The sequence below is a fragment of the Aeromonas sp. CD genome, assembly GCF_033349375.1.
Classification (GTDB): Bacteria; Pseudomonadota; Gammaproteobacteria; order Enterobacterales; family Aeromonadaceae; genus Aeromonas; species Aeromonas hydrophila.
In genome coordinates this window covers 4,307,045-4,326,113 of sequence record NZ_CP137631.1, presented here as the reverse complement: position 1 = coordinate 4,326,113, position 19,069 = coordinate 4,307,045, and the positions used below count along the sequence as shown (strand labels likewise).

The 19,069-nt window shown below is 61.4% G+C and carries 19 protein-coding genes, 2 pseudogenes and 1 riboswitch; of the genes and pseudogenes, 13 read left to right on the top strand and 8 right to left on the bottom strand.

Annotation, left to right across the window (positions count from 1 at the left end):
• The 5 genes and pseudogenes from R2E40_RS20165 to R2E40_RS20145 all read left to right on the top strand — a co-directional run bounded on the left by R2E40_RS20165 (position 1) and on the right by R2E40_RS20145 (position 3,172).
• Positions 1–375, top strand: coding sequence for a hypothetical protein (locus tag R2E40_RS20165; RefSeq protein WP_318164238.1), 375 nt, complete (start codon positions 1–3; stop codon positions 373–375).
• Between the two features lie 34 nt (positions 376–409).
• Positions 410–730 (top strand): annotated as a pseudogene (locus R2E40_RS20160) (IS1 family transposase).
• Between the two features lie 77 nt (positions 731–807).
• Positions 808–1,413 carry a hypothetical protein gene (locus R2E40_RS20155; protein ID WP_318164237.1) on the top strand — a complete coding sequence of 202 codons (606 nt, stop codon included), beginning with the start codon at positions 808–810 and terminating at the stop codon, positions 1,411–1,413.
• A 25-nt stretch (positions 1,414–1,438) separates the two neighbouring features.
• Positions 1,439–1,690 (top strand): annotated as a pseudogene (locus R2E40_RS20150) (hypothetical protein); the annotation flags it as partial.
• Between the two features lie 138 nt (positions 1,691–1,828).
• Complete coding sequence (locus R2E40_RS20145) at positions 1,829–3,172, top strand: potassium channel family protein (RefSeq protein WP_039213987.1); 1,344 nt, start codon at positions 1,829–1,831, stop codon at positions 3,170–3,172.
• Between the two features lie 27 nt (positions 3,173–3,199).
• On the opposite strand, the gene R2E40_RS20140 is transcribed toward R2E40_RS20145, so the two are convergent.
• Complete coding sequence (locus R2E40_RS20140) at positions 3,200–3,532, bottom strand: hypothetical protein (RefSeq protein ID WP_318164236.1); 333 nt, start codon at positions 3,530–3,532, stop codon at positions 3,200–3,202.
• A 112-nt stretch (positions 3,533–3,644) separates the two neighbouring features.
• Between R2E40_RS20140 and R2E40_RS20135 the strand changes: the two genes are divergently transcribed.
• Complete coding sequence (locus tag R2E40_RS20135) at positions 3,645–4,160, top strand: ClbS/DfsB family four-helix bundle protein (protein ID WP_318164235.1); 516 nt, start codon at positions 3,645–3,647, stop codon at positions 4,158–4,160.
• 342 nt (positions 4,161–4,502) lie between these two features.
• Positions 4,503–5,675, top strand: coding sequence for a nucleoside recognition domain-containing protein (locus tag R2E40_RS20130; RefSeq protein ID WP_024944786.1), 1,173 nt, complete (start codon positions 4,503–4,505; stop codon positions 5,673–5,675).
• A 59-nt stretch (positions 5,676–5,734) separates the two neighbouring features.
• Here the strand turns inward: R2E40_RS20130 and R2E40_RS20125 are convergent, their stop codons facing one another.
• The 3 genes from R2E40_RS20125 to R2E40_RS20115 form a co-directional block, all read right to left on the bottom strand.
• Positions 5,735–6,748 carry a chemotaxis protein gene (locus R2E40_RS20125; RefSeq protein ID WP_011707542.1) on the bottom strand — a complete coding sequence of 338 codons (1,014 nt, stop codon included), beginning with the start codon at positions 6,746–6,748 and terminating at the stop codon, positions 5,735–5,737.
• Positions 6,749–7,002: 254 nt separating this feature from the next.
• Positions 7,003–9,066, bottom strand: coding sequence for a tRNA(Met) cytidine acetyltransferase TmcA (locus R2E40_RS20120; protein WP_318164234.1), 2,064 nt, complete (start codon positions 9,064–9,066; stop codon positions 7,003–7,005).
• On the bottom strand, positions 9,063–9,374 hold the full coding sequence (locus R2E40_RS20115; RefSeq protein WP_103827093.1) for an HlyU family transcriptional regulator: 312 nt from the start codon (positions 9,372–9,374) through the stop codon (positions 9,063–9,065). Before R2E40_RS20115 ends, R2E40_RS20120 begins: the two co-directional genes overlap by 4 nt.
• Positions 9,375–9,511: 137 nt before the next feature.
• On the opposite strand from R2E40_RS20115, the gene R2E40_RS20110 reads away from it, so the two are divergent.
• The 4 genes from R2E40_RS20110 (at position 9,512) to R2E40_RS20095 (ending at position 13,195) form a co-directional block, all read left to right on the top strand.
• Positions 9,512–9,718 (top strand): bacterioferritin-associated ferredoxin, encoded by a 207-nt coding sequence (locus R2E40_RS20110; RefSeq protein ID WP_016352142.1) that lies wholly within the window; start codon positions 9,512–9,514, stop codon positions 9,716–9,718.
• A gap of 142 nt (positions 9,719–9,860) precedes the next feature.
• The gene (gene bfr, locus R2E40_RS20105) at positions 9,861–10,340 is read left to right on the top strand and encodes a bacterioferritin (protein WP_011707537.1); all 480 of its coding nucleotides are present in this window, start codon (positions 9,861–9,863) and stop codon (positions 10,338–10,340) included.
• A gap of 202 nt (positions 10,341–10,542) precedes the next feature.
• Complete coding sequence (locus R2E40_RS20100) at positions 10,543–12,648, top strand: DUF885 domain-containing protein (protein ID WP_318164233.1); 2,106 nt, start codon at positions 10,543–10,545, stop codon at positions 12,646–12,648.
• An 88-nt stretch (positions 12,649–12,736) separates the two neighbouring features.
• Positions 12,737–13,195: a methylglyoxal synthase gene (locus R2E40_RS20095; RefSeq protein ID WP_318164232.1), complete on the top strand. Its 459-nt coding sequence runs from the start codon at positions 12,737–12,739 to the stop codon at positions 13,193–13,195.
• Positions 13,196–13,255: 60 nt separating this feature from the next.
• On the opposite strand, the gene R2E40_RS20090 is transcribed toward R2E40_RS20095, so the two are convergent.
• The gene (locus R2E40_RS20090) at positions 13,256–13,843 is read right to left on the bottom strand and encodes a superinfection exclusion B family protein (RefSeq protein WP_010635988.1); all 588 of its coding nucleotides are present in this window, start codon (positions 13,841–13,843) and stop codon (positions 13,256–13,258) included.
• A 195-nt stretch (positions 13,844–14,038) separates the two neighbouring features.
• Positions 14,039–14,145: riboswitch (yybP-ykoY riboswitch) on the top strand.
• Positions 14,146–14,234: 89 nt separating this feature from the next.
• Between R2E40_RS20090 and R2E40_RS20085 the strand changes: the two genes are divergently transcribed.
• A complete protein-coding gene (locus tag R2E40_RS20085) occupies positions 14,235–15,221 on the top strand; it encodes a sodium:calcium antiporter (protein ID WP_318164231.1) in 987 nt (328 codons plus the stop codon).
• 90 nt (positions 15,222–15,311) lie between these two features.
• On the opposite strand, the gene ansB is transcribed toward R2E40_RS20085, so the two are convergent.
• From ansB to R2E40_RS20070, 3 genes are all read right to left on the bottom strand, one after another.
• Positions 15,312–16,370: an L-asparaginase 2 gene (ansB, locus tag R2E40_RS20080; protein WP_011707533.1), complete on the bottom strand. Its 1,059-nt coding sequence runs from the start codon at positions 16,368–16,370 to the stop codon at positions 15,312–15,314.
• Between the two features lie 132 nt (positions 16,371–16,502).
• The gene (locus R2E40_RS20075; protein WP_011707532.1) at positions 16,503–16,697 is read right to left on the bottom strand and encodes a heavy-metal-associated domain-containing protein; all 195 of its coding nucleotides are present in this window, start codon (positions 16,695–16,697) and stop codon (positions 16,503–16,505) included.
• Positions 16,698–16,764: 67 nt separating this feature from the next.
• On the bottom strand, positions 16,765–17,715 hold the full coding sequence (locus R2E40_RS20070) for an AEC family transporter (protein ID WP_025201088.1): 951 nt from the start codon (positions 17,713–17,715) through the stop codon (positions 16,765–16,767).
• Between the two features lie 281 nt (positions 17,716–17,996).
• Here R2E40_RS20070 and treR point away from each other — a divergent pair, with 281 nt between their 5' ends.
• Positions 17,997–18,944 (top strand): trehalose operon repressor TreR, encoded by a 948-nt coding sequence (treR, locus tag R2E40_RS20065; protein ID WP_318164230.1) that lies wholly within the window; start codon positions 17,997–17,999, stop codon positions 18,942–18,944.
• Positions 18,945–19,069 lie beyond the last annotated feature (125 nt).

Sequence of the window (19,069 nt, the reverse complement as noted above, 5' to 3'; positions counted from 1 at the left end):
ATGAATTTCTCTATTGCTGTTGTCTCGAAAAATAGAATTTATACAAAATCATTTAAGAGGGTGATGGCTGATCTACAGCCATTGATAGATGCATTGGAACATGTTGAAATGAAGTGCCCGATTGGTGACTCAATATTAGTCATGGCTAGTGATGAAGGTGACCTTAAACCTTTCGAAATAGTTGAAATTCCGAATAAGGATGCGCTATTTCAATATGCTGCAGGAATTAAAGGTTATGTAAGTGATGATGAGTTGAAAATGGATTTATTTCTAATCTTAAGGCTTGTTGTAAAAAAAGTCCCCTTTGCCACACCAGACCATGAGCAATATGACGGTATTTTTCAAACAATGGAGTCGAAATTTATTATGCCATGAAAATCTGGGGTGATGTCTCCGATCGGTTGAGTAGGTGTGGTGGGTTCCTTTGAGGCTTGTGTCATCATGGCGTCCATCACCGTTCACTGCCCTCGTTGTAACTCTGGCTGCGTATACCGCCATGGCAAGACCCCTGCAGGCAATGTTCGCTATCGTTGTCCACGTGTTTCAGCTCACTTACACCTATGAAGCACGCAAGCCTGGCGTCAAAGAGAAGATTGTTGATATGGCGTTCAACGGCTCAGGTGCTCGTGATACCAAGCGATTGGCTCGCAAAACCATCTGCTTCTCTCGTTCCGTTGAGCTCCACGAGAAAGTGATTGGTGCCTTTATCGAAAGGCATCATTTTAACTGATTAGAGGCATTACCGACGAGCTTAGTAAAATAGCATCAGAGATATCAAGTGGTACTTTTAAATTCTAAGGGACCGTAATGAACGAGGTGGATACACTTAAATCTGAATTTGAAAAAATAAATGCTACCTCACGGGTATTTTTAGAGAGATTTTATTCAGATGTAGAAAAACATTCAGCTGTCAATAAAATAAGCGAAGGAAGATTGTTAAATATCAGGCCTTTTGAAGCGGAGAGGTTTGGTTTTAAACTAGGAAAAGAACTAAATGTTTTCCCAAAAAATAAAAAAGACGTTCAGTTTTGGAGTTTTAATTCTACCGGGGATACTCTATTAGTCGAACGGCTTGGTTCAAATGGGGAAGTTCAGTATAGTGATTTTTACTTTCACTCTGACAATGGAGTCAGAGTGATTGGCTTTTACGATGATGACTCACTGGCTTTTGTTATGGATATTGAGTTTAACAATGGTAAGGCAATGAAAGAATTTAATTATGGGAGATTTGGCTCGAGCTTTTCGGATTATCATTATAATGACGATATACTAACAGATATAATGGTTCATGAGAGAGAACATTCTCAGGAAGGGTATTCTAATCATACTTTATTTTTTGGCTATGAGAATGGTGCTTTAAGTGAAATAGTAAAGTGTTATCCGAATGGATATCGTGAACGACGTTATCCATAGATTTCACTCTGCGAAGAATTTTCTCATGACACATCAAGCCTTATGGCTGGCAGTGGCAGTGGCAGCCAGCATGCTTGCAGCCTGTTCTTCCACGGTGTCACTCACTGACGCCGAGTTATCCCAAGCCGCAAAACAGGGGGATGGCCGTGCCCAATATGAGCTGGCCAAACGTCTGGCAAGCCAGCCTGATTACTCCAATGCCATGCACTGGATGCAGCAAGCGGCACAGCAGTCGGGTTCTTTGGCCGCCGAGCCGCGGATCTGCGCCAATGCTTCCTCCCCATCAGTGACTTCGTCGGCTCGGCTAGTATGATGGCTTGCTGAGTCCGTCTCCTGCCCGGTTCGGGTCATGCAGGCTTATCGGGTACCAGGCCCGGTGCAGGCAAGCGGAACCGTTTCTTGAGCGAGGTCATCCATGAATGCAACAGAGCTTTGGCAGCTTTCCCCCGAACAGTTCAACGAGTGGCGCCGGGCCAACGACTATCCCCTGATCTGGGATCTGCTGGTGGCGTCGCTGCCCCATTTCGACGACTGGATGACGGAGCAGAAGATCGACAAGCAGGTGATTTTCCAGATCGGCATCGCCCGCTTCATCAGCTCCCGCTGCGTGCTGAGCCTGTGCCTCTACATGAGCGACGACAAGATCAGGCTCTATGAGACCGCCTCGAGCGCGCTGGAGTCCCTGCGCAAGAGCGGGTTGATCCGTGCCGAGACACGCTTTGAACCCTACTGCATGTGGCTGGCCGGCAAGCACGGCAAGGACGAGGTGAAGCGGGTGCAGAGCCTGCTCTCGGTCTCCGAGAACAACAAGGGGGAGGCCCAGGTGCTGGGCAAGCACCGCCTGCTCAACATCGGCGGCGTCGAGCTCAAAAGCCCCATCATCTCCGGCCGGCTGCTCGACTTCACCTGCCTGGATGAACTCTCGCTGGATGGCGCCGTCAACAACTCCAAGGTCTATCTGTGGCACTGCTCGGCCAAGGGGGTGAGGGTCAACGGCGGGGTGATCGGGCTCGATCTGTTCGACTCCCTGCTGTGGGACCACAGGGCCTGGGCCAAGAAACGGGAGCTGGCGCTGGAGGACGGGGTGTTTCAGGATTTCACCATCGAGTGCGAGGAGATCCGTTTTCACTCCTCCCGGGCGGTGCTGAAAAACTTCAACGTGCGGGCCAAGAACTTCGACGCCACCATGGAGCACACCAACCTGGACAAGGTGCAGGTGGCCTACAACGAGAATGGTCGGGTCGATCACAGCGAGGCCAGCAAGCTCTACCGCAACGCCAAGCGGCTCTTCTCCAGCGTGGGGGATACCGTCGATGCCGGCGAGTGCTACTACAAGGAGAAGCTGCACGAGATGAAGTCGCTGGCGAGCCCCAGAGAGCTGTTCAAGGAGTGCTGGCTGCGCAGCGGCTGGCTCAAGAAAGGCTGGCTCACCCTGCTGTGCTACCTGAAGTGCGCCGCCAAGTTCATCAGCTTCATCACCTGGGGCTTTGGCGAGCGGCCGATCCGCAGCCTGCTGTTGTCGATGGGGGTGATCCTGCTGGCGACCCTGACCTATTTTCTGGCGCCGGCCTCGGTTACCTATCATCACCTGGGCCGCTCGCTCTACTTCAGCATCGTCACCTTCGTAACCCTGGGCTATGGCGACATCTCCCAGACCTCCTCCCCGCTCCAGCTGCTGTCGGCCATCGAGGCCTTCTGCGGCATGTTCCTGACCGGGCTGTTCCTGGCGGGGTTTGCCTCCAAGACCAAGCAGTATTGATGGGGCGTCGGTTGCTGGTCGAGCGGGTCAGCCGGCTGGCGTGATCTCCTGCATCTTGAGCCAGAAGGCCTCCTGGCAGGGGTTGTGGAACAGCTTGCGTGCAGGTGTGATGGGAATGGGGCTGGCGACAACCCGGTAGCTGATCCAGCACTCCGGACAGAGCTGCGGAGAGGGATCTTCGTCCAGCTCCAGCTGGTGGCAGATGACCACGCCGTTGGCAAACCAGTAATGGGTCTGCCGGTGATGAGTCAGGGTGCCGCTCTCGTCCTGCTCGCTGTGCTGTTCACTCTGTTGGCGGACGATTATCGCCGGCCCCACCTGGCGATGGATGGCTCTGATATAGGTCACGAGGTCGTTCATGGTGCTGCTGGATGAGTAGATGGATGGCCGATGGGGCGAGCTTACCCGCGCCGGCCGTGGACGGCAATCTCGCCCGCCGCTTGTCTGGTGGCGGGCATTCAGGAGAAAAGTGATGGGGATTCCTGCTGACAAGGCCGAGCTGCTGCTCGCCATCGAGACGAACTTCGGCAAGCTGTTCAAGGCCTTGCAGGCAGTCCCCGAGGGCCTGACACAAGAGCCGGTGATGGAGGGGCACAGCAAGGGCACCCCCATGAGCGTGGCCAATCTGGTGGCCTACCTCATCGGCTGGAATGAGCTGGTGATCAAGTGGATCGAGCGGGATGCGGCGGATCTGCCGGTGGACTTTCCCGAGACCGGCTTTAAATGGAACGAGCTGGGCGGACTGGCGCACAAATTCTATCGGGACTATGAGGGGCTGACCTACCCGCAGCTGCTGACCCGGCTGGTGGCGGCCAGGGCCCGCATCGTCGAGCTGGTCGGGCAACGCAGCGACGATGAGCTGTACGGTCGCCCTTGGTATGAACGCTGGCCGCTGGGGCGGATGATCCAGTTCAATACCGCCTCGCCCTATCACAACGCCAACGGCCGGCTGCGCAAGTGGTTGAAGAGCGAGGGTGTGAAGCCGTAGAGCTCGTTGGCGGCCAGTACAGGCGAGGGGGTGGCAAGGCACAGGTCTCCCCCATGTTTCGCTGACTGGCTCCAGTTGTTATACTGCCGCCCCGTTTCGTCGCCGGGCTGGCCGTGGGCCGGCGCGCTGACGCGAGGCGGGCAGACTGGACAGGATCGTCCGGCCACCCGTTTTTCCTCCCTGGTTCAGCCGCCAGCGCGGCGAAGCGTCAATCCGTATGGCACGGGTTTGCGGCCAGCAGGAAGAGTCATTCAAGGAGCCCTTGTCGCAAGACAAGGGCTCCTGCTTTATGGGTGCCATAACAACAATACTCACCACACAGCGACAGATTTCAGGATTGGTATGGAAAATCAAGCAGTTAAAGATTCTCACCAGGGGGCGGCCTCCCTTCGCCGCTGGCTGGAGCCGGTATTGGTGTTGGTTATCCTCGGCAGCCTGTTTGGCTACCTCGGCAGCCAGATGGGCCTCTCCGCCCTGGTCAACACCCTGTTCAATACCGCTCACCAGCTGTTGCTCAATACCGTGCTCTTCATCATGGGCATTACCGTGCTGTCTGGCGCGCTCAGCCAACTGCTCAGCGAGTTCGGGGTGATCCGCCTGCTGGAGGTGCTGCTGGCACCGCTGATGAAGCCGGTGTTCCGGCTGCCGGGGCGTACCGCATTGGCGGCCCTGATGACCTTCTTCTCCGACAACCCGGCGGTGATCAGCCTCGCCAAGGACAGCCGCTTTCGCAAGGGCTTCACCCCCTGGCAGCTGGTGTCGCTCACCAACTTCGGTACCGCCTTTGGCATGGGGCTGATCGTGGTGACCTTCATGGCCACCCTGCAACTGCCGGGCGGCGAGTCCACCGCCAGTGCGGCGCTGATCGGCCTGCTCGGCGCCCTCATCGGCTCCGTGGTGTCGACCCGGCTGATGCAGCGGATGATCCGCCCGCTGGTGGGGGAGACCCCGATTTCCGACGAGGTGGCGAGCGTGGGGGCCAAACCGGGTCTGAGCCAGGAAGCCGCCCCTACCTGGCTGCGGGTGCTCAACGCTCTGCTGGACGGTGGCAAGTCCGGGGTGGAGCTGGGGATGGCGGTGATCCCGGGGGTGCTCATCATCAGCACCTTCGTGATGCTGCTGACCTTCGGCCCGGGCGAGCAGGGTTACAGTGGTGAAGCCTTCCAGGGGGTGGCGCTGCTGCCGGTGCTGGCAGCCAAGGTGGGCTGGTTGTTCGAGCTGCTGTTCGGCTTCACCCACGCCGAGCTGGTGGCCTTCCCGGTCACCTCGCTGGGGGCGGTCGGGGCTGCCATGTCGCTGGTTCCCCCCTTCATCGGCAAGGGCTGGATCACCGGCAACGAGGTGGCGGTGTTCACCGCCATGGGCATGTGCTGGAGCGGCTTCTTGAGCACCCATACCGCCATGCTGGATGCGCTCGGCTATCGCCATCTCACCTCCCGCGCCATCGTGGCCCACACCATCGGTGGCCTGTGCGCCGGGGTGGCGGCTCATCAGCTCTATCTCTGGCTGGGGTGAGCCATCAAGCAGCAAAGGGCGCCTCGGCGCCCTTTTGCTTGCGTGGCCGTCCGGCGGCCTCACAGGTTGCCGGGTCTGGGGATGGGGATGCCGAGCAGGAAGTTGTCCATCATGCCGACCATGCGGCCCAGCTCCGGTTTGGTAATGGTGTCGTTGGCGCCCAGCTGCAGCGCCTTGTGGCGGTTGTCATCGCTCATCAGCGACGAGAACATGACGATGGGGGTGGTCTTGAAGGCGGGGGTATCGCGCAGCCGCTTGAGCAGGTGCATGCCGTCCATGCGGGGCATCTCCACGTCGGTGATGATGCCGCTGACGAATTCGGCCACCGGGATCTTCTCCTCCTGCGACAGGCGATCGAACTCCATCAGCATCTCCAGCCCGTCGCCCCCGTCCTTGGCGGTCACCACGTTGTAGCCCGCGGTGCGCAGGGTGGTCTCGATCATCTTGCGAATGAAGGCGGAGTCGTCCACCACCAGGATGGTTTTGGCCTGGCGCATGGCCATCATGCGATCGTCGATGATGACCTTGCGATCCTGGGTCACATCGTACTTCTCCATGCTCAGCTCGGGGTTGATGTCGGCGATGATCTTCTCGAAGTCGAGGATCATGATGAGGTTGCCGTCGCGCCTGACCACAGCCACCACGCAGTCATTCTCGCCTGCCTCCAGGAACTGGCTGGGGGACTCCACATCCTCCCAGGAGACCCGGTGGATCCTGCTGACGCTGTCGATGAGGAAGCCGTTTGCCATCTTGTTGAAGTCGGTGACGATGACCACCTTGTTGCTGTTGTCCGGGTTGGTGCGGATGCCGAGCCAGCCGGCCAGATCTACCAGCGGGATCAGCCGCTCGCGCAGGGAGAAGACCCCCACCATGTGGCGCTGGGCATTGGGGTAGTCGGTGGTCTCCGGCACTCGGATCACCTCGCGCACCTTGGCGACGTTGATGCCGTAATAGGCTATTTTCTCGCGGCCATCGGGCAGCTGCTTCTTGAGGTGGAATTCGATGATCTCGAGCTCGTTGGTGCCGCTCTCGGTCAGGATGGATTTACGCTCTTCCCCGTCTTTGGACATCATGGTCACTCTCGTGCTTCTGGTTGCGCTGGCAGCACCCGCTGCGGTTTTCCCTCAGTATAGGAATGGATCCGCCGCTGACGGCGGGATCCACACAAGATCACCTCCATAACCGCTTGATCCCGCAGGCTGGAAGGCGCGTATCAGCCTATCAGGAAAAGCGCGGGGCGATGGAGAAGGCCATCACACTCGCCACAAGGGAGGCTGCATGAGCGTGTTGGTGATGGAGGCCGGTGGGGTGGCCCCTGACATGGCCATCAGTCATCGGTCGGCGCCAGCAGCCGGGCCAGCAGGCTGCGCAGCGCCTTGATGACCGCCGGTTTGCCTGCCAGTTGCAGCCTGGCCGCTAGCGTTCCCCAGTCGGCATATTGCCAGATGGTGGCGATCAGCAGTTGCCGCTCGGCGGGGTCAAGCTGCGCCAGTGTTGTCAGGTTGCCCGCCAGCCAGCGCTGCAGGCTAGGCTGGCACAGCTCGAACGGCTTGTGATGGTGGGCAAAGCAGGCCAGCTCATCCTGATCAAACTCATCGAGCCCGCTCGAGCTGGCCTCACCATCCTGCAGGCACTGCCACACCAGTTCGGATTCAAGATTTTTCAGCTCGCCCGCCAGCAGGGTGGGCAGCTGGCGCACGAAGCGTTGGTGCCAGTCGGCCAGCTCGGCGGCGCGGGCCGGTTGCAGCGCCTTGAGCAGCAGGGCGGCGTGGCTGCCGCTGGCGGCATCCCGCTGCAGGCCGATGCGCAGCACCCTGAGCCCGGCCTTGCGCCAGAATGGCAACAAGTCGGCGCTGGCCGAGAAGGCGGAGCCCAGATAGTCGAGCCCTGCCGCCTGATAATGCTGTTCGAGGTGGGCCAGCAGGAGCGACCCCAGCCCGTGGCGATGGAGCGCCGGATGAATGGCGATGCGCATTACCCGGGCGTAGCTGCGTGCGCCTGCGGTTTTGAAGCCGGCGTGTGCCAGCAGCGACTGGGGCAGCAGATGGCCGCGCGGGCGCCGCCGCCCGGCCCAGATCGCCTCGGCCAGCTCGTCTGCTATCTCTCCTTCCCGGGCCACCAGCGCCACCCCGAGCAGATGTGGGCCCTGCTCCAGCAGGTGGATGTCGAGGGCCGGGCTCTCCAGCAGGTAGCGCAGATCGCTCGGCGTGGTCTGGTAGTGGGCCAGTACCAGCAGGCCGAACACCCGATGGAGCAGCCCCTCGTCGGCGGCCAGTGCCTCCTGCTCGAGCCGGCGCCAGCCAGGCTGGGTGGGCGCTGGCGGCGTCTCGACCTCGGCATTGAGGCCGAGCAGCCGGAACACCAGCGGCTCCAGCGGATCCCGGCTACTCCAGCGGATCGGCTCGGCCAGGTGGATTTCCTGCCAGCCGGGCGTCTCGCGATCGAGCACCCGCTTGAAGCGCAGGTGAAAACCGCGACCCGTGCCCTCATAGCCGTGTTCTGTGGTGGCGAAGACGATGCGGCCGTGCCGGGCCAGCATGGCTTCCAGCAGCGGGGTGGGAATGGCGGCCGCTTCGTCCACCAGCAGCAGATCGGGCTGCAGCGGCTCGTGCACCAGCCGATCGGGCGAGCAGTAGCTGAGCCCTGCCAGCAGTTGCGGCGCGTCTTCAAGGGCATTGGCAGCGTGGGTAAACAGGGTGGCGACCGTGGCCTGGGAGGGCGCCGTCACCACGATCTGCAGATCGGGTTGTTGGCGCAGCAGCTCGGCGGCGGCCAGCCCCAGCAGGCTGCTCTTGCCGCGACCCCGATCCGCGCTCAACACCAGCGGGCGGCGGCGGTGACCGTGCAACACCTTGTGGATGGCGGGCAGGGCGCGCGCCTGATCACAGCTCAATGGCCGCGCTGGACCAACCGACTGCCACGGGGTTGTCGCGGCAGGGGGCGTCAGATCGAGGGCAGGGTCACCCGCCAGCAGCCGCACCAGCCTAGCGAGAAAGCCGTGACCCGCCAGCACAATGTCTTCCGGTTGTGCCACCAGCCGCACCCGATCCGGATCCGGCCAGGCTGGCCATTGGGCCCGCGGAGGGGTCAACAGCAGCAGCAGACCGCCTGCCCGCAAGGTGCCCGCCAGCGCCCCGAATGCGTCGGGGTGAAAACCGCTGAAAGTATTAAACACAAGCGTGTCGCACTCCTGACCGAGCCGTTGCAACGCCTTGGCCGCCGGTTGCGGGTGGTGCTCGCTCGGGCCGTCCCCCAGCCAGTAGCTGGCGCCGCTTAGCAGCGCCTCGGCTCGGGCGATGCAATCGGCCTCATCACCTTCCAGCCAGATCAGCCGCCGTTCACCGGTGCGGGCCAGCGCCTGGCGCAACTCGTCGAGCGCAGCCGGCATCATGAGGCGGTGCTGTCGGCCGGTTTGCGGGGCTCGAACATGCGATCCCCCATCTGGTCGATGAAGGTGTGTGCCTTCTGCACCATGAAGCGCTCCGCATCGGCGGGGTTGGCAAACAGATCGGAGCGGATGAAGCGGTGGGTCTGCAGCACTCCGTCCAGCTCCTTGGTGATGCGGCCTGCCAGCCGATACTGACCCCCTTCGGCCATGGGCTCGGGATAGATGAGGTAGCCGGCGTATTCGGTGGGCGTGACTTCGGTGGCCGGAGCGGGCTGGCCGCCAAACAGGGCAGTGAACAGTTTCTTGAGCATGATGTTTCCCTCAGTGACAGGGCATTGTCACCAAGGGGTTGATGGCTGGCAAGCGGGGGATCTTATTACCAATCGTTATTTGCACTACGAACCATTCTCATTTAGATTTCATGGCAATCCAGCATGAGGTAAACACTATGTACGTCTGTTTGTGCCGCGGCATCACAGATTCCCAGATCCGCAAGGCGGTACAGGCAGGCAAGACCGAGTTTCGCCAGCTCAAGCAGTCGCTCGAAGTGGGTGCCCAGTGTGGCAAATGCGTGCGCATGACCATGGAGATCATCGCCGCCGAACTCGACAAGGCCGAGCTGGAACAGGCGCCGCTCTACTACGAGGTGGCCTGAGCAGGGCCTGTTGCCGGCAAAACCGGCCCGTCTTTTCAATTCCTTCCCGCAGGCGAGCTGGCTCGCCGGACCTCTTGTTGTCACTTTTCTGGACTAAGCTCTAAGGATCTCAGCCTCAGGCACGAACCAAGGAGCACTGTCGATGAAAGGAGATCCCAAGATCATTGCCCACCTCAACAAGGTGCTGGCCAATGAGCTGATAGCCATCAACCAATATTTTCTGCATGCCCGCATCTACGATGACTGGGGCCTCAAGGCGCTCGGTCACAAGGAGTATCACGAGTCCATCGATGAGATGAAACACGCCGACGAGCTGGTCAAGCGGGTGCTGTTTCTGGAAGGGCTGCCCAACTTGCAGGATCTGGGCAAGCTGCGCATCGGCGAGACGGTGGAGGAGATGCTGCGCTGCGACCTGTCGCTGGAGATGGACGCCATCCCGGACCTGAAAGTCGCCATCGCCTACGCCGAGTCGGTGCAGGATTACATCAGCCGCGACCTGTTCCAGGAGATCCTGGAAGACGAGGAGGAGCACGTGGACTGGCTGGAGACCCAGCTCGATCTCATCGATCGCATCGGCCTGGAGAACTATCAGCAGTCCCAGCTGCATCACGGCGGATCCTGAATAGTTATGGCATGAAAAAACGATTAAAAAACCCGCTGCGGCGGGTTTTTTAATGTCTGGCTGCATAGCTTTTCATGAGGCTTATCACCATGAAAAGTAAGCTTATTTTTGTTAGTCAGGTCGCAAAAAAGTACGCGGGAGAGATGCACTATTGGAACCCCTTATTGGGGACAAACAATAACAACGGTTAAAGGACTACACCATGCACTTCTTGCCCAACAAGCTGGCGCTGGCTTGCGCCATCTCACTCTCGCTCGCTGCCTGCAATGACAACAGCTCCAACGCCCCGGCGGATCCCGCCGCCACCAAGGCCTCTCTGATGCAGACCATGGACGAGGCCCTGCGCGAAGGCCAGGCGCTCGACCCCTACGGTTTTGCCATCGATGCCGCCAGCATCGCTAAGCGCAAGGCCCTCGACAGTTCCCTGCTCAAACGGCTGGATGCCCTGGACTCGAGCGTACTGAGCGAACGGGACCGGTTGTTCTACGACATGATCCGCTGGGATCTGCAGATCAACCTGGCGGGTTACGATCTGCCCCAGTCCCAGATCCCGATCCATCACTTCCGCAACCGGGTGGTGGATCTGGCCGATGAGGTGGGGGCTGCGCCCGCCAGCGGCAGGGCGGCCCGCACCGTCGAGCGCGGCTTCGACTACTTCGAGCAGAGCTCGGCCGAGCGGGTCGCGCCGGGGGATGCCGCCTGGCGGCGCGACCTCGATCGCCCGGCTGCGGCACCGGTTCCGGCGGGCAAGGCGAGGGCTGCCACCGTGCCACTGGCCTGGTATCAGGAGCACCTCACCTGGCTCAAGGCCTATGACGGCTACCTGGCCGAGGTGAAGCACCAGTTCGAACTGGGCAGCGCCCAGGGCAACACCCTGCCGGACGAGCTGGTGGACCGGCTGCTGGCCCAGCTCAACAGCAAGCTGGATGGGGAGGCGATCGCCGGTGCCTATCTCGGCTGGCTGCAGCTGCCGGGAGAGGCGGACGAAGCGCTGCGCAGCGAGTACAAGGGAGTGCTGGACAGCATCAACGGCCGCTATCTGGCGCTGCGCGACTACCTGGATTACCAGCACGGCGGCGCCTATGCGGTGCGCCTTGGCAGCGGCGAGTGCGACGACGGTTTCTGCGGCATGACCAACGGGCGCGACTGGTATCGCTGGCTGCTGAAGAAGCACACCACCACCGACATGACGCCGGAGCAGGTGCATGCGCTGGGGCTGAGCGAGGTGGAGCGGATCTTCGGCGCCATGGTCAAGGTGTGCCATACCGTCGGCAAGTGTGACAGCGACGACGTGGTCCAGAGCAAGCAGAGCGGCCAGATCTACGCCTTCTTCCGCTATCTGAACGAGCCGGCCTTCTTCTATCAGAACCCGCTGGCGGTCTGGTCCGCCGGCCTCAACCCGGACAATGCAGCCGGGGCGACCCTGAGCGGGCCGCAGCAGCAGGCGCTGGCCGAACACGAGCGGGCACTGCAGGAGTACAACGCCTTCAAGAGCAAGGCGGCGCTGGTGCTGCCGGACTTCTTCGATGCCGAGCGCACCATTCCCAAGCTGGATTACGAGGTGGTGCCCGTCTCCTATGCGGATGCGCCATACGGCGGGGTGGCCTGGTATCAGGACGGCAACCCGCAGACCGGTCGCAAGGGGCAGTTCTTCCTCAACACCTACTACCCCTATGGTCTGCAGAGCTGGAACATCAGCACCCTGCTGGCCCACGAGGCGGCGCCGGGCCACCACTTCCAGATCACCATCGCCCAGGAGCTGGCCGCCAAGGATCCCGACTTCCCGCAGTACGTGGCGAGCGCCTCCTACACCGCCTATGCGGAGGGCTGGGCACTCTACACCGAATACCTGGCGGATCACGACATGGGGCTCTATCAGGGGCGCGGTCTCTATGATCCGGCGGTAGGGGACGTGAAGATCGAGGGATCGTCCGCCTTCAACAACCAGCTGCAGTACTTCGGTCGCCTCAACGAGGAGATGCTGAGGGCCATGCGGCTGGTGGTGGATACCGGCATCCACTGGTATGGCTGGAGCCACGACCAGGCCGTCAACTACATGAAGGAGAACTCGGCGCTGGGGGCGGGGGACATCAGCTCCGAGGTGCCGCGCTACATGGCCTACACCGGCCAGGCGACCTCCTACAAGGCGGGCCAGCTGGCGCTGATCCGGATGCGGGAGTCGGCCGAGCAGGCGCTGGGCGGAGGTTTTGACCTCAAGGCGTTCCACCACCATGTGCTGGAATACGGCATGCTGCCCATCTCGGTGCTGGAGCAGAAGAACAAGCAGTGGATTGAACAGTCGAAGTGATCACAGTTACGGCGCCCGGCAAGGCAACGGGCGCCGCTTTCGATTAGGATACGGCTCTATTCAAACAACACTGCTACGGATGATGTCCATGGAACAGATCGCCCGTGAGATGGCGGCCCACAAGCGAGTGGCGCTGGTGGCTCACGACAACATGAAGACCCCCCTGCTGAACTGGGTGATGCGGCGCAAGGAGGAGCTCAAGCTCCATCACCTCTACGCCACCGGCACCACCGGCACCATGCTCGGCAAGCAGGCACAACTGCCCATCACCTGTCTCTTCTCCGGCCCCATGGGGGGTGACCAGCAGCTCGGCGCCCTGATCGCCGAGGGCAAGATCGACGTGCTGATCTTCTTCTGGGATCCCCTCAATGCGGTGCCCCACGATCCGGACGTGAAGGCCTTGCTGCGCCTCGCGGCAGTCTGGAACATCCCGGTCGCCACCAACGAGGCGACCGCCGATTTCATCATGGACAGCCCCCACATGCGCCAGGAGTTCAGCGTGCAGATCCCGGACTACGCCGGCTATCTCAAGGCCAGAACCCAGTAACGGGGCAGAAACGACAGAGCCGGCCACAGGGCCGGCTCTTTTTATTGGCGGGAACGAAGATCAGCGCTGGAAGCTTTTCTGCGCGAACTTGGGTCTGGCATTCATGATCTGCTCCACCTGCTCGTCGCTCATCTTGCCGCGCGACAACCCCAGCACCTTGTAGGTGAGCAGCGGCCGGGCCGGCAGGGCGATCATCAGGGCGCGGATCTGGTTCTCGTCCTCTTTCTCACGCACCGGTTTGCCATAGGCATAGGTCAGTACGCCGGCATCCATCAGGTTTTTGACGGCAGGCTCGGTGATCGGCAAGTTTATGACGCTTTTGCGCTGCAGCACGAACTCGCGCAGCACCGCCTTCTCATTGAAGTCGAGAAAGGAGATCATCTGGGCCAGCTGATCCTGCTGGCGGCGGGACTGCCACTCGTCGCAGGCCCACTCCCAGGCGATCAGGAAGCCCTGACTGCAGAAGTAGGAGATGGCGATCAGCATGCCGACGCCGAGCCAGGCGGCGTGTGTGGCGGCCCACTGGCTGACGGCCCCCTTCATCAAACCGGCCGGAAACAGCAGGATGATGCTGCAGCAGAGCAGCAGCCAGACCATCAGCCAGTTGAGGCGGTTCAGTTGATAGAAATGTTGGATCCACCGTTTCATCGTTCACCCTTCCCAAATCAGTGTGGACAGTAGTCATCTCATAGCAAACGGTGTGCCAAGGCGAAGCGTTCAGCGGCAGGGGAGTGGATCCGGACGACAAAGCCGGTGGAGGGCACGGTTACATTCCCTTACAACTTGTTGAGCGAATGATCATTAGTTTGCCTTGTGAGGCGGCGCTCAACTTGGTAAAAAGCCCGCACTGTCATAGGGGAGTAGCAACCCGCCCGTGATCCGGGCAGGGCTCATGTCAACATTCTTGGATCCTCAGATCCATGGCATGGGCGGCGATGGCATCCATCGCTCTGCAAGACCTTTGGCCTCGATATGCAAGCCAGCCGGGCGAGCCGTATCGGGTCCATTGGTTGTTCTGCTCGCCTGGCGGTTACTCATCATGCTGATCACCCTGCTGTTATTTCTGCTCTCTGCCGTCACCATCTATCTGGCCTGCGAATATTTCGTCAACGGCATCGAATGGACCGGCCACCACTTCAAGTTCTCCCAGAGTGCCACCGGCTCCCTGCTGGCGGCACTCGGCACGGCCCTGCCCGAATGCATCGTCACCCTGACCGCGCTGCTGATGGGGAATGCCCCCGCTCAGCAGCAGATCGGGATAGGCGCCGCCCTCGGCGGTCCGCTGGTACTCTCCACCATTGGCTATGCCGCCGTCGGCGTGACCCTGCTGCTGTGCATGAGCCGCGAGCACAGGGCTATCGATGGTGAGGTGCAGCGCGAGATAGGCCGCGATCAGGCCTGGTTCGTCGGTATCTTCCTGGTGGCGGTGGCCCTCGGCATGGTGGCCTTCACCGGTAAAATCTGGCTGGCCCCGCTGTTCGTGCTGGTGTATCTGGTCTATGTGCGGCGCGAGCTGAAACAGACCGACAGCCACGAGGTAGAGTTGCCAGAGCCCCTCAAGCTGGATCCGGGCGCCGAGATCCCGGCGCTCGGCAAGGTGCTGCTGCAAACCCTGGTGGCGCTGGTGGTAGTAGCGCTGGCGGCCCAGCTGTTCGTTCACCAGCTGGAGAGCATGGGCGAGCTGTTCGGCCTCTCGCCGGTACTGGCGGCCCTGTTGCTGAGCCCGGTGGCGACCGAGATGCCAGAGCTGATGAACGTGCTGATCTGGGTGCGGCAGGGCAAGCACCGGCTGGCGCTGGCCAATATCTCGGGGGCCATGATGATCCAGGGCACCATTCCCAAGGCGTTCTGCCTGTTGTTCACCCCCTGGCTGCTGGACAGCACCATGATGGTCTCCTCGCTGGTGACGCTGCTGGCGGTCGTGCTGTTGTGGTGGGGGTTCAGTCGGGAGCGGATGACGGCGGGCAGGCTCGCCTGGGTGGGGCTTATCTATCTTGGCTTCTGCGGCTGGCTGATGGCGAACTGAGGCACCAGCCACACCAGATGCAAAAGGGTGGGACCTTGTCCCGCCCTTTTTGTTGTCATCACCCCATGCCGGCTGATGCCGGCAGGGTGGTCAGAACTGCTGGAACCAGCGCTGGATCTGGGCCGGATCCTTGCTCTGGGTGAGCGAGAGCATCAACAGGATCCGCGCCTTCTGCGGGTTGAGGGTCTCGGCGGCGACGAAGCCGTATTTGGCGTCATCGATCTCGGCATCCAGGGTGGTGGAACCGGTCGGCACGCGGGCGGAACGCACTACGCGGATACCGTCCTTGCTCGCCTTGGCCAGGGTGTCGAACAGGGTGTGGTATAGGTTGCCGTTGCCCACCCCGGCGCTGACGATGCCGTCGAACTTGGCATCCACCATCGCCTTGGCCGGCAGATCGGTGGCGTTGGCGTAGCTGTAGACGATGCCGACCTGCGGCAGCTTGTCGAGCTTGCTCACGTCAAACGGGGTCTTGCTGGTATGCAGACGGGCCGGGCTGCGCTGATAGTCGATCTTGCCGTTGTGGATGTAGCCGAGCGGGCCGAAGTTGGGGGAGGCGAAGGTCTGCACCCCGGTGGTGTTGGTCTTGGTGACGTCGCGGGCATCCAGCACGGTGTCGTTCATCGCCACCATGACGCCACGCCCCTTGGAGGCGGGGTCAGAGGCGGTCACCACGGCGTTGTAGAGGTTCATCGGGCCGTCGGCGCTCATGGCGGTGGAGGGGCGCATGGCGCCGACCAGCACCACCGGCTTGTCGCTCTTGACAGTCAGGTTGAGGAAGTAGGCGGTCTCTTCCATGGTGTCGGTGCCGTGGGTGATGACGATGCCGTCCACGTCATCCTTGGCCAGCAGCTCGTTGACCCGCTTGGCCAGCTTGAGCCACACCTCGTCGTTCATGTCCTGGGAGCCGATCTTGACCACCTGCTCACCCTGCACGTCGGCCACGTTCTTCATCTCGGGCACGGCGGCGATCAGCGTCTCGATGGCCACCTTGCCGGCCTCGTAGTTGGACTGGGTGGCGGACTGTCCCGCCCCGGCAATGGTACCGCCGGTGGCCAGGATATGGACGTTGGGCAGGGCCATGGCCATCGGGGAGAGGGTCAGGCCGAGGACGGCGGCGAGCAGGGTCTTGCGGATCGGGAGAGTCATGCAGCAAATCCTTCTGAGGTGAGAAAAATTGCAGCAAGTTTGCGCTTTCTGTTGCCGGGGTTTGTGATGACTCTCACCAAAAAACAGCTGGGTACAGAATTTTAACCTGTTTTATACCTATATAGAGATAATTTAACTCGCCGAGAAGCCTTTGGCTTCGATCAGGGCGATCAGCTCGGCCTTGCTCAGTTCGCTCTCGATGACGGCCTTGCTGCTGGCAAAGTCGACGCTGGCGGTGCTGACGGCAGGCTGGGCCAGCAGGGCTTTTTGCAGGCTGGCGGCGCAGCCACCGCAGGACATGCCGGAGACGGTGAGTTCGATGGTCATGGGATAGCTCCTCTGTTGATAGGCAGTCAGCGTAAAGCTGCCGCCCGCGGCAAGGTCAAGCTGCTGGCTAGCCCATCAGCCCCAGGTAGTTCATCAGGGCGGCGCCCAGGCTGGTGCTGACCAGCGAACCCAGCGTGGTGGTGGCGATGATGTTGGCTGCCAGCACGCTGTCGCCCCCCATGGCGCGGGTCATCACATAGCTGGCGGCGGCGGTGGGGGTGGAGCTGATGAGAAACAGGATGCCGAGCGCCTGCGGGCTGAAGCCCAGCGCCCAGGCGCCCATCACCAGCAGCACGGGGATGCACAGCAGCCGGTTGGCGGTGGCCCAGCCGGTCAGCAGGGCGCCCCCGCGCAGGGCCTTGAGGTTGAGGCTGGCGCCAGTGCAGAGCAGGGCCAGCGGCAGGGTCATGTTGGCGAAGTAGTTGCCGGTGGTGATCACCAGCTGGGGCAGCTCGATGCCGAGCAGGCCGAAGGGCAGGGCGGACAGAATGGCGATGATCAGCGGATTTTTGGCGATCCCCTTGAGGATCGGCTTTATCCCCTTGCTGCCCCCCAGACTGCGGGTCAGGGTGATCACCGCGAGCACGTTGTAGAGCACGGTGACCGAACCCACCAGCAGGGCGGCGGCGCCGATCCCCTCGGCGCCGTAGGCGTTCTGTACATAGGCCAGCCCCATGATCCCCATGTTGCCGCGAAAGCTGCCCTGCACGAAGATGCCTCGCTGGCGCCGTTCGGGGATGAAGCGGGCTGCCAGCAGCTCCAGCACCAGAAAGCCGGTGAGGGTGCCGAGCAGGCCGTAGAGGATGAGCCAGGGGCTCGGCATGGTGGAGAAGTCGGTGCGCACCATGCTGAGGAACAGCAGGGCGGGCAGGGTGACCTGGAACACCAGGCGGGAGGCGGACTCGACGAAGCTGTCGGGCAACAGACCGAGCTGCTTGAGCCAGATGCCGAGCAACAGCACCACGCAGATGGGGCCCGTGATGGATAGGGAGAAGTGCAGACTGGCCAGCAAAGTCATGATGGATCTCCTGTGCGATAGACGGGGCCCGTGACGGAGAGGGAGAAGTGCAGACTGGCCAACAGAGTCATGATGGATGTCCTGTGCGATAGACGAGGCCCGTGACGGAGAGAGATGGAAGCAGACTGGCGAATAGACCCATGATGCGCGTCCTGTGCGATGGCGAATGGCACGGCGTTCGCCCGGGCCAAAGGGGCATTCTAACGCCATGGGCTTGTATTCACAGGGGTTAATCACAACAATGTGGGCAATTCCACCGCCGAGCCCCTGTGAGCCACTTCATGGACAAAAAACTGACCATCCTCGACATCGCCCGACTCAGTGGTGTCGGCAAGTCGACCGTCTCCCGGGTGCTCAATCAGGATCCCAAGGTGAAGCAGGCGACGCGCGACCGGGTGGAGCAGATCATCGCCGAACACGGCTTCGTGCCGAGCAAGTCGGCGCGGGCCATGCGCAGCCAGAGCCAGCAGGTGGTGGGGATCATCGTCTCGCGGCTCGACTCCAGCTCGGAAAACCAGGCGGTGCGCGGCATGCTGGAGACCCTCTACCAGTGCGGCTACGACGCCGTGCTGATGGAGAGCAAGTTCTCCCCCGCCAAGGTGCAGGAGCATCTGGCGGTGCTGGAGCGGCGCGGGGTGGATGGCATTATTTTGTTCGCCTTCAACGACCTGGATTATGCCGCCATGGCGCCGCTCAGGGATAAGCTGGTGCTGGTTGCCCGCGATCATCCTGGCTTCTCCTCGGTCTGTTTTGACGATGCTGGTGCGGTGCACACCATGCTGGACCAGCTCGCCGCCCGCGGCATTCGCGACATCGCCTACCTGGGGGTGGATACCAGCGACCTCACCACCGGCCAGCGCCGGCTCGACGCCTACCTCGGCTATTGTGCCGAGCAGGGGCTGGCGGCGCGCAGCGCCCTCGGTGATCTCAGCCTGCAGAGCGGCTACCGGCTGGCGGGGGAGCTGCTCACCCCGACCACTGGCGCCCTGGTCTGCGCCAGCGACACCCTCGCCATCGGCGCGGCGAAATACCTGCAGGAGCAGGGGCGCAGCGAAGTGCTGGTGACCGGCCTTGGCAACAACCCCATGCTCAGCTTTCTCTTCCCCAACGCCCTCAGCCTGGATCTGGGCTACAAGGGGGCGGGCGAGCAGGCTGCTCGTCAGCTGCTCGGCCAGATCGAGCAGGATCTGCCCCCGCTGGCGACCATAGCCCCCAGCCACCCTCTGTGATTGCCATCACCTAGTCCTGCACAAAAACTGTGCTTTTTGTGAGCTCGGCCACGAAATGGGAACGTTCCCATTTTGATCTGGCCAGATTGGCGGCATGCTAAATGGGAACGATACCAAAAACGCTC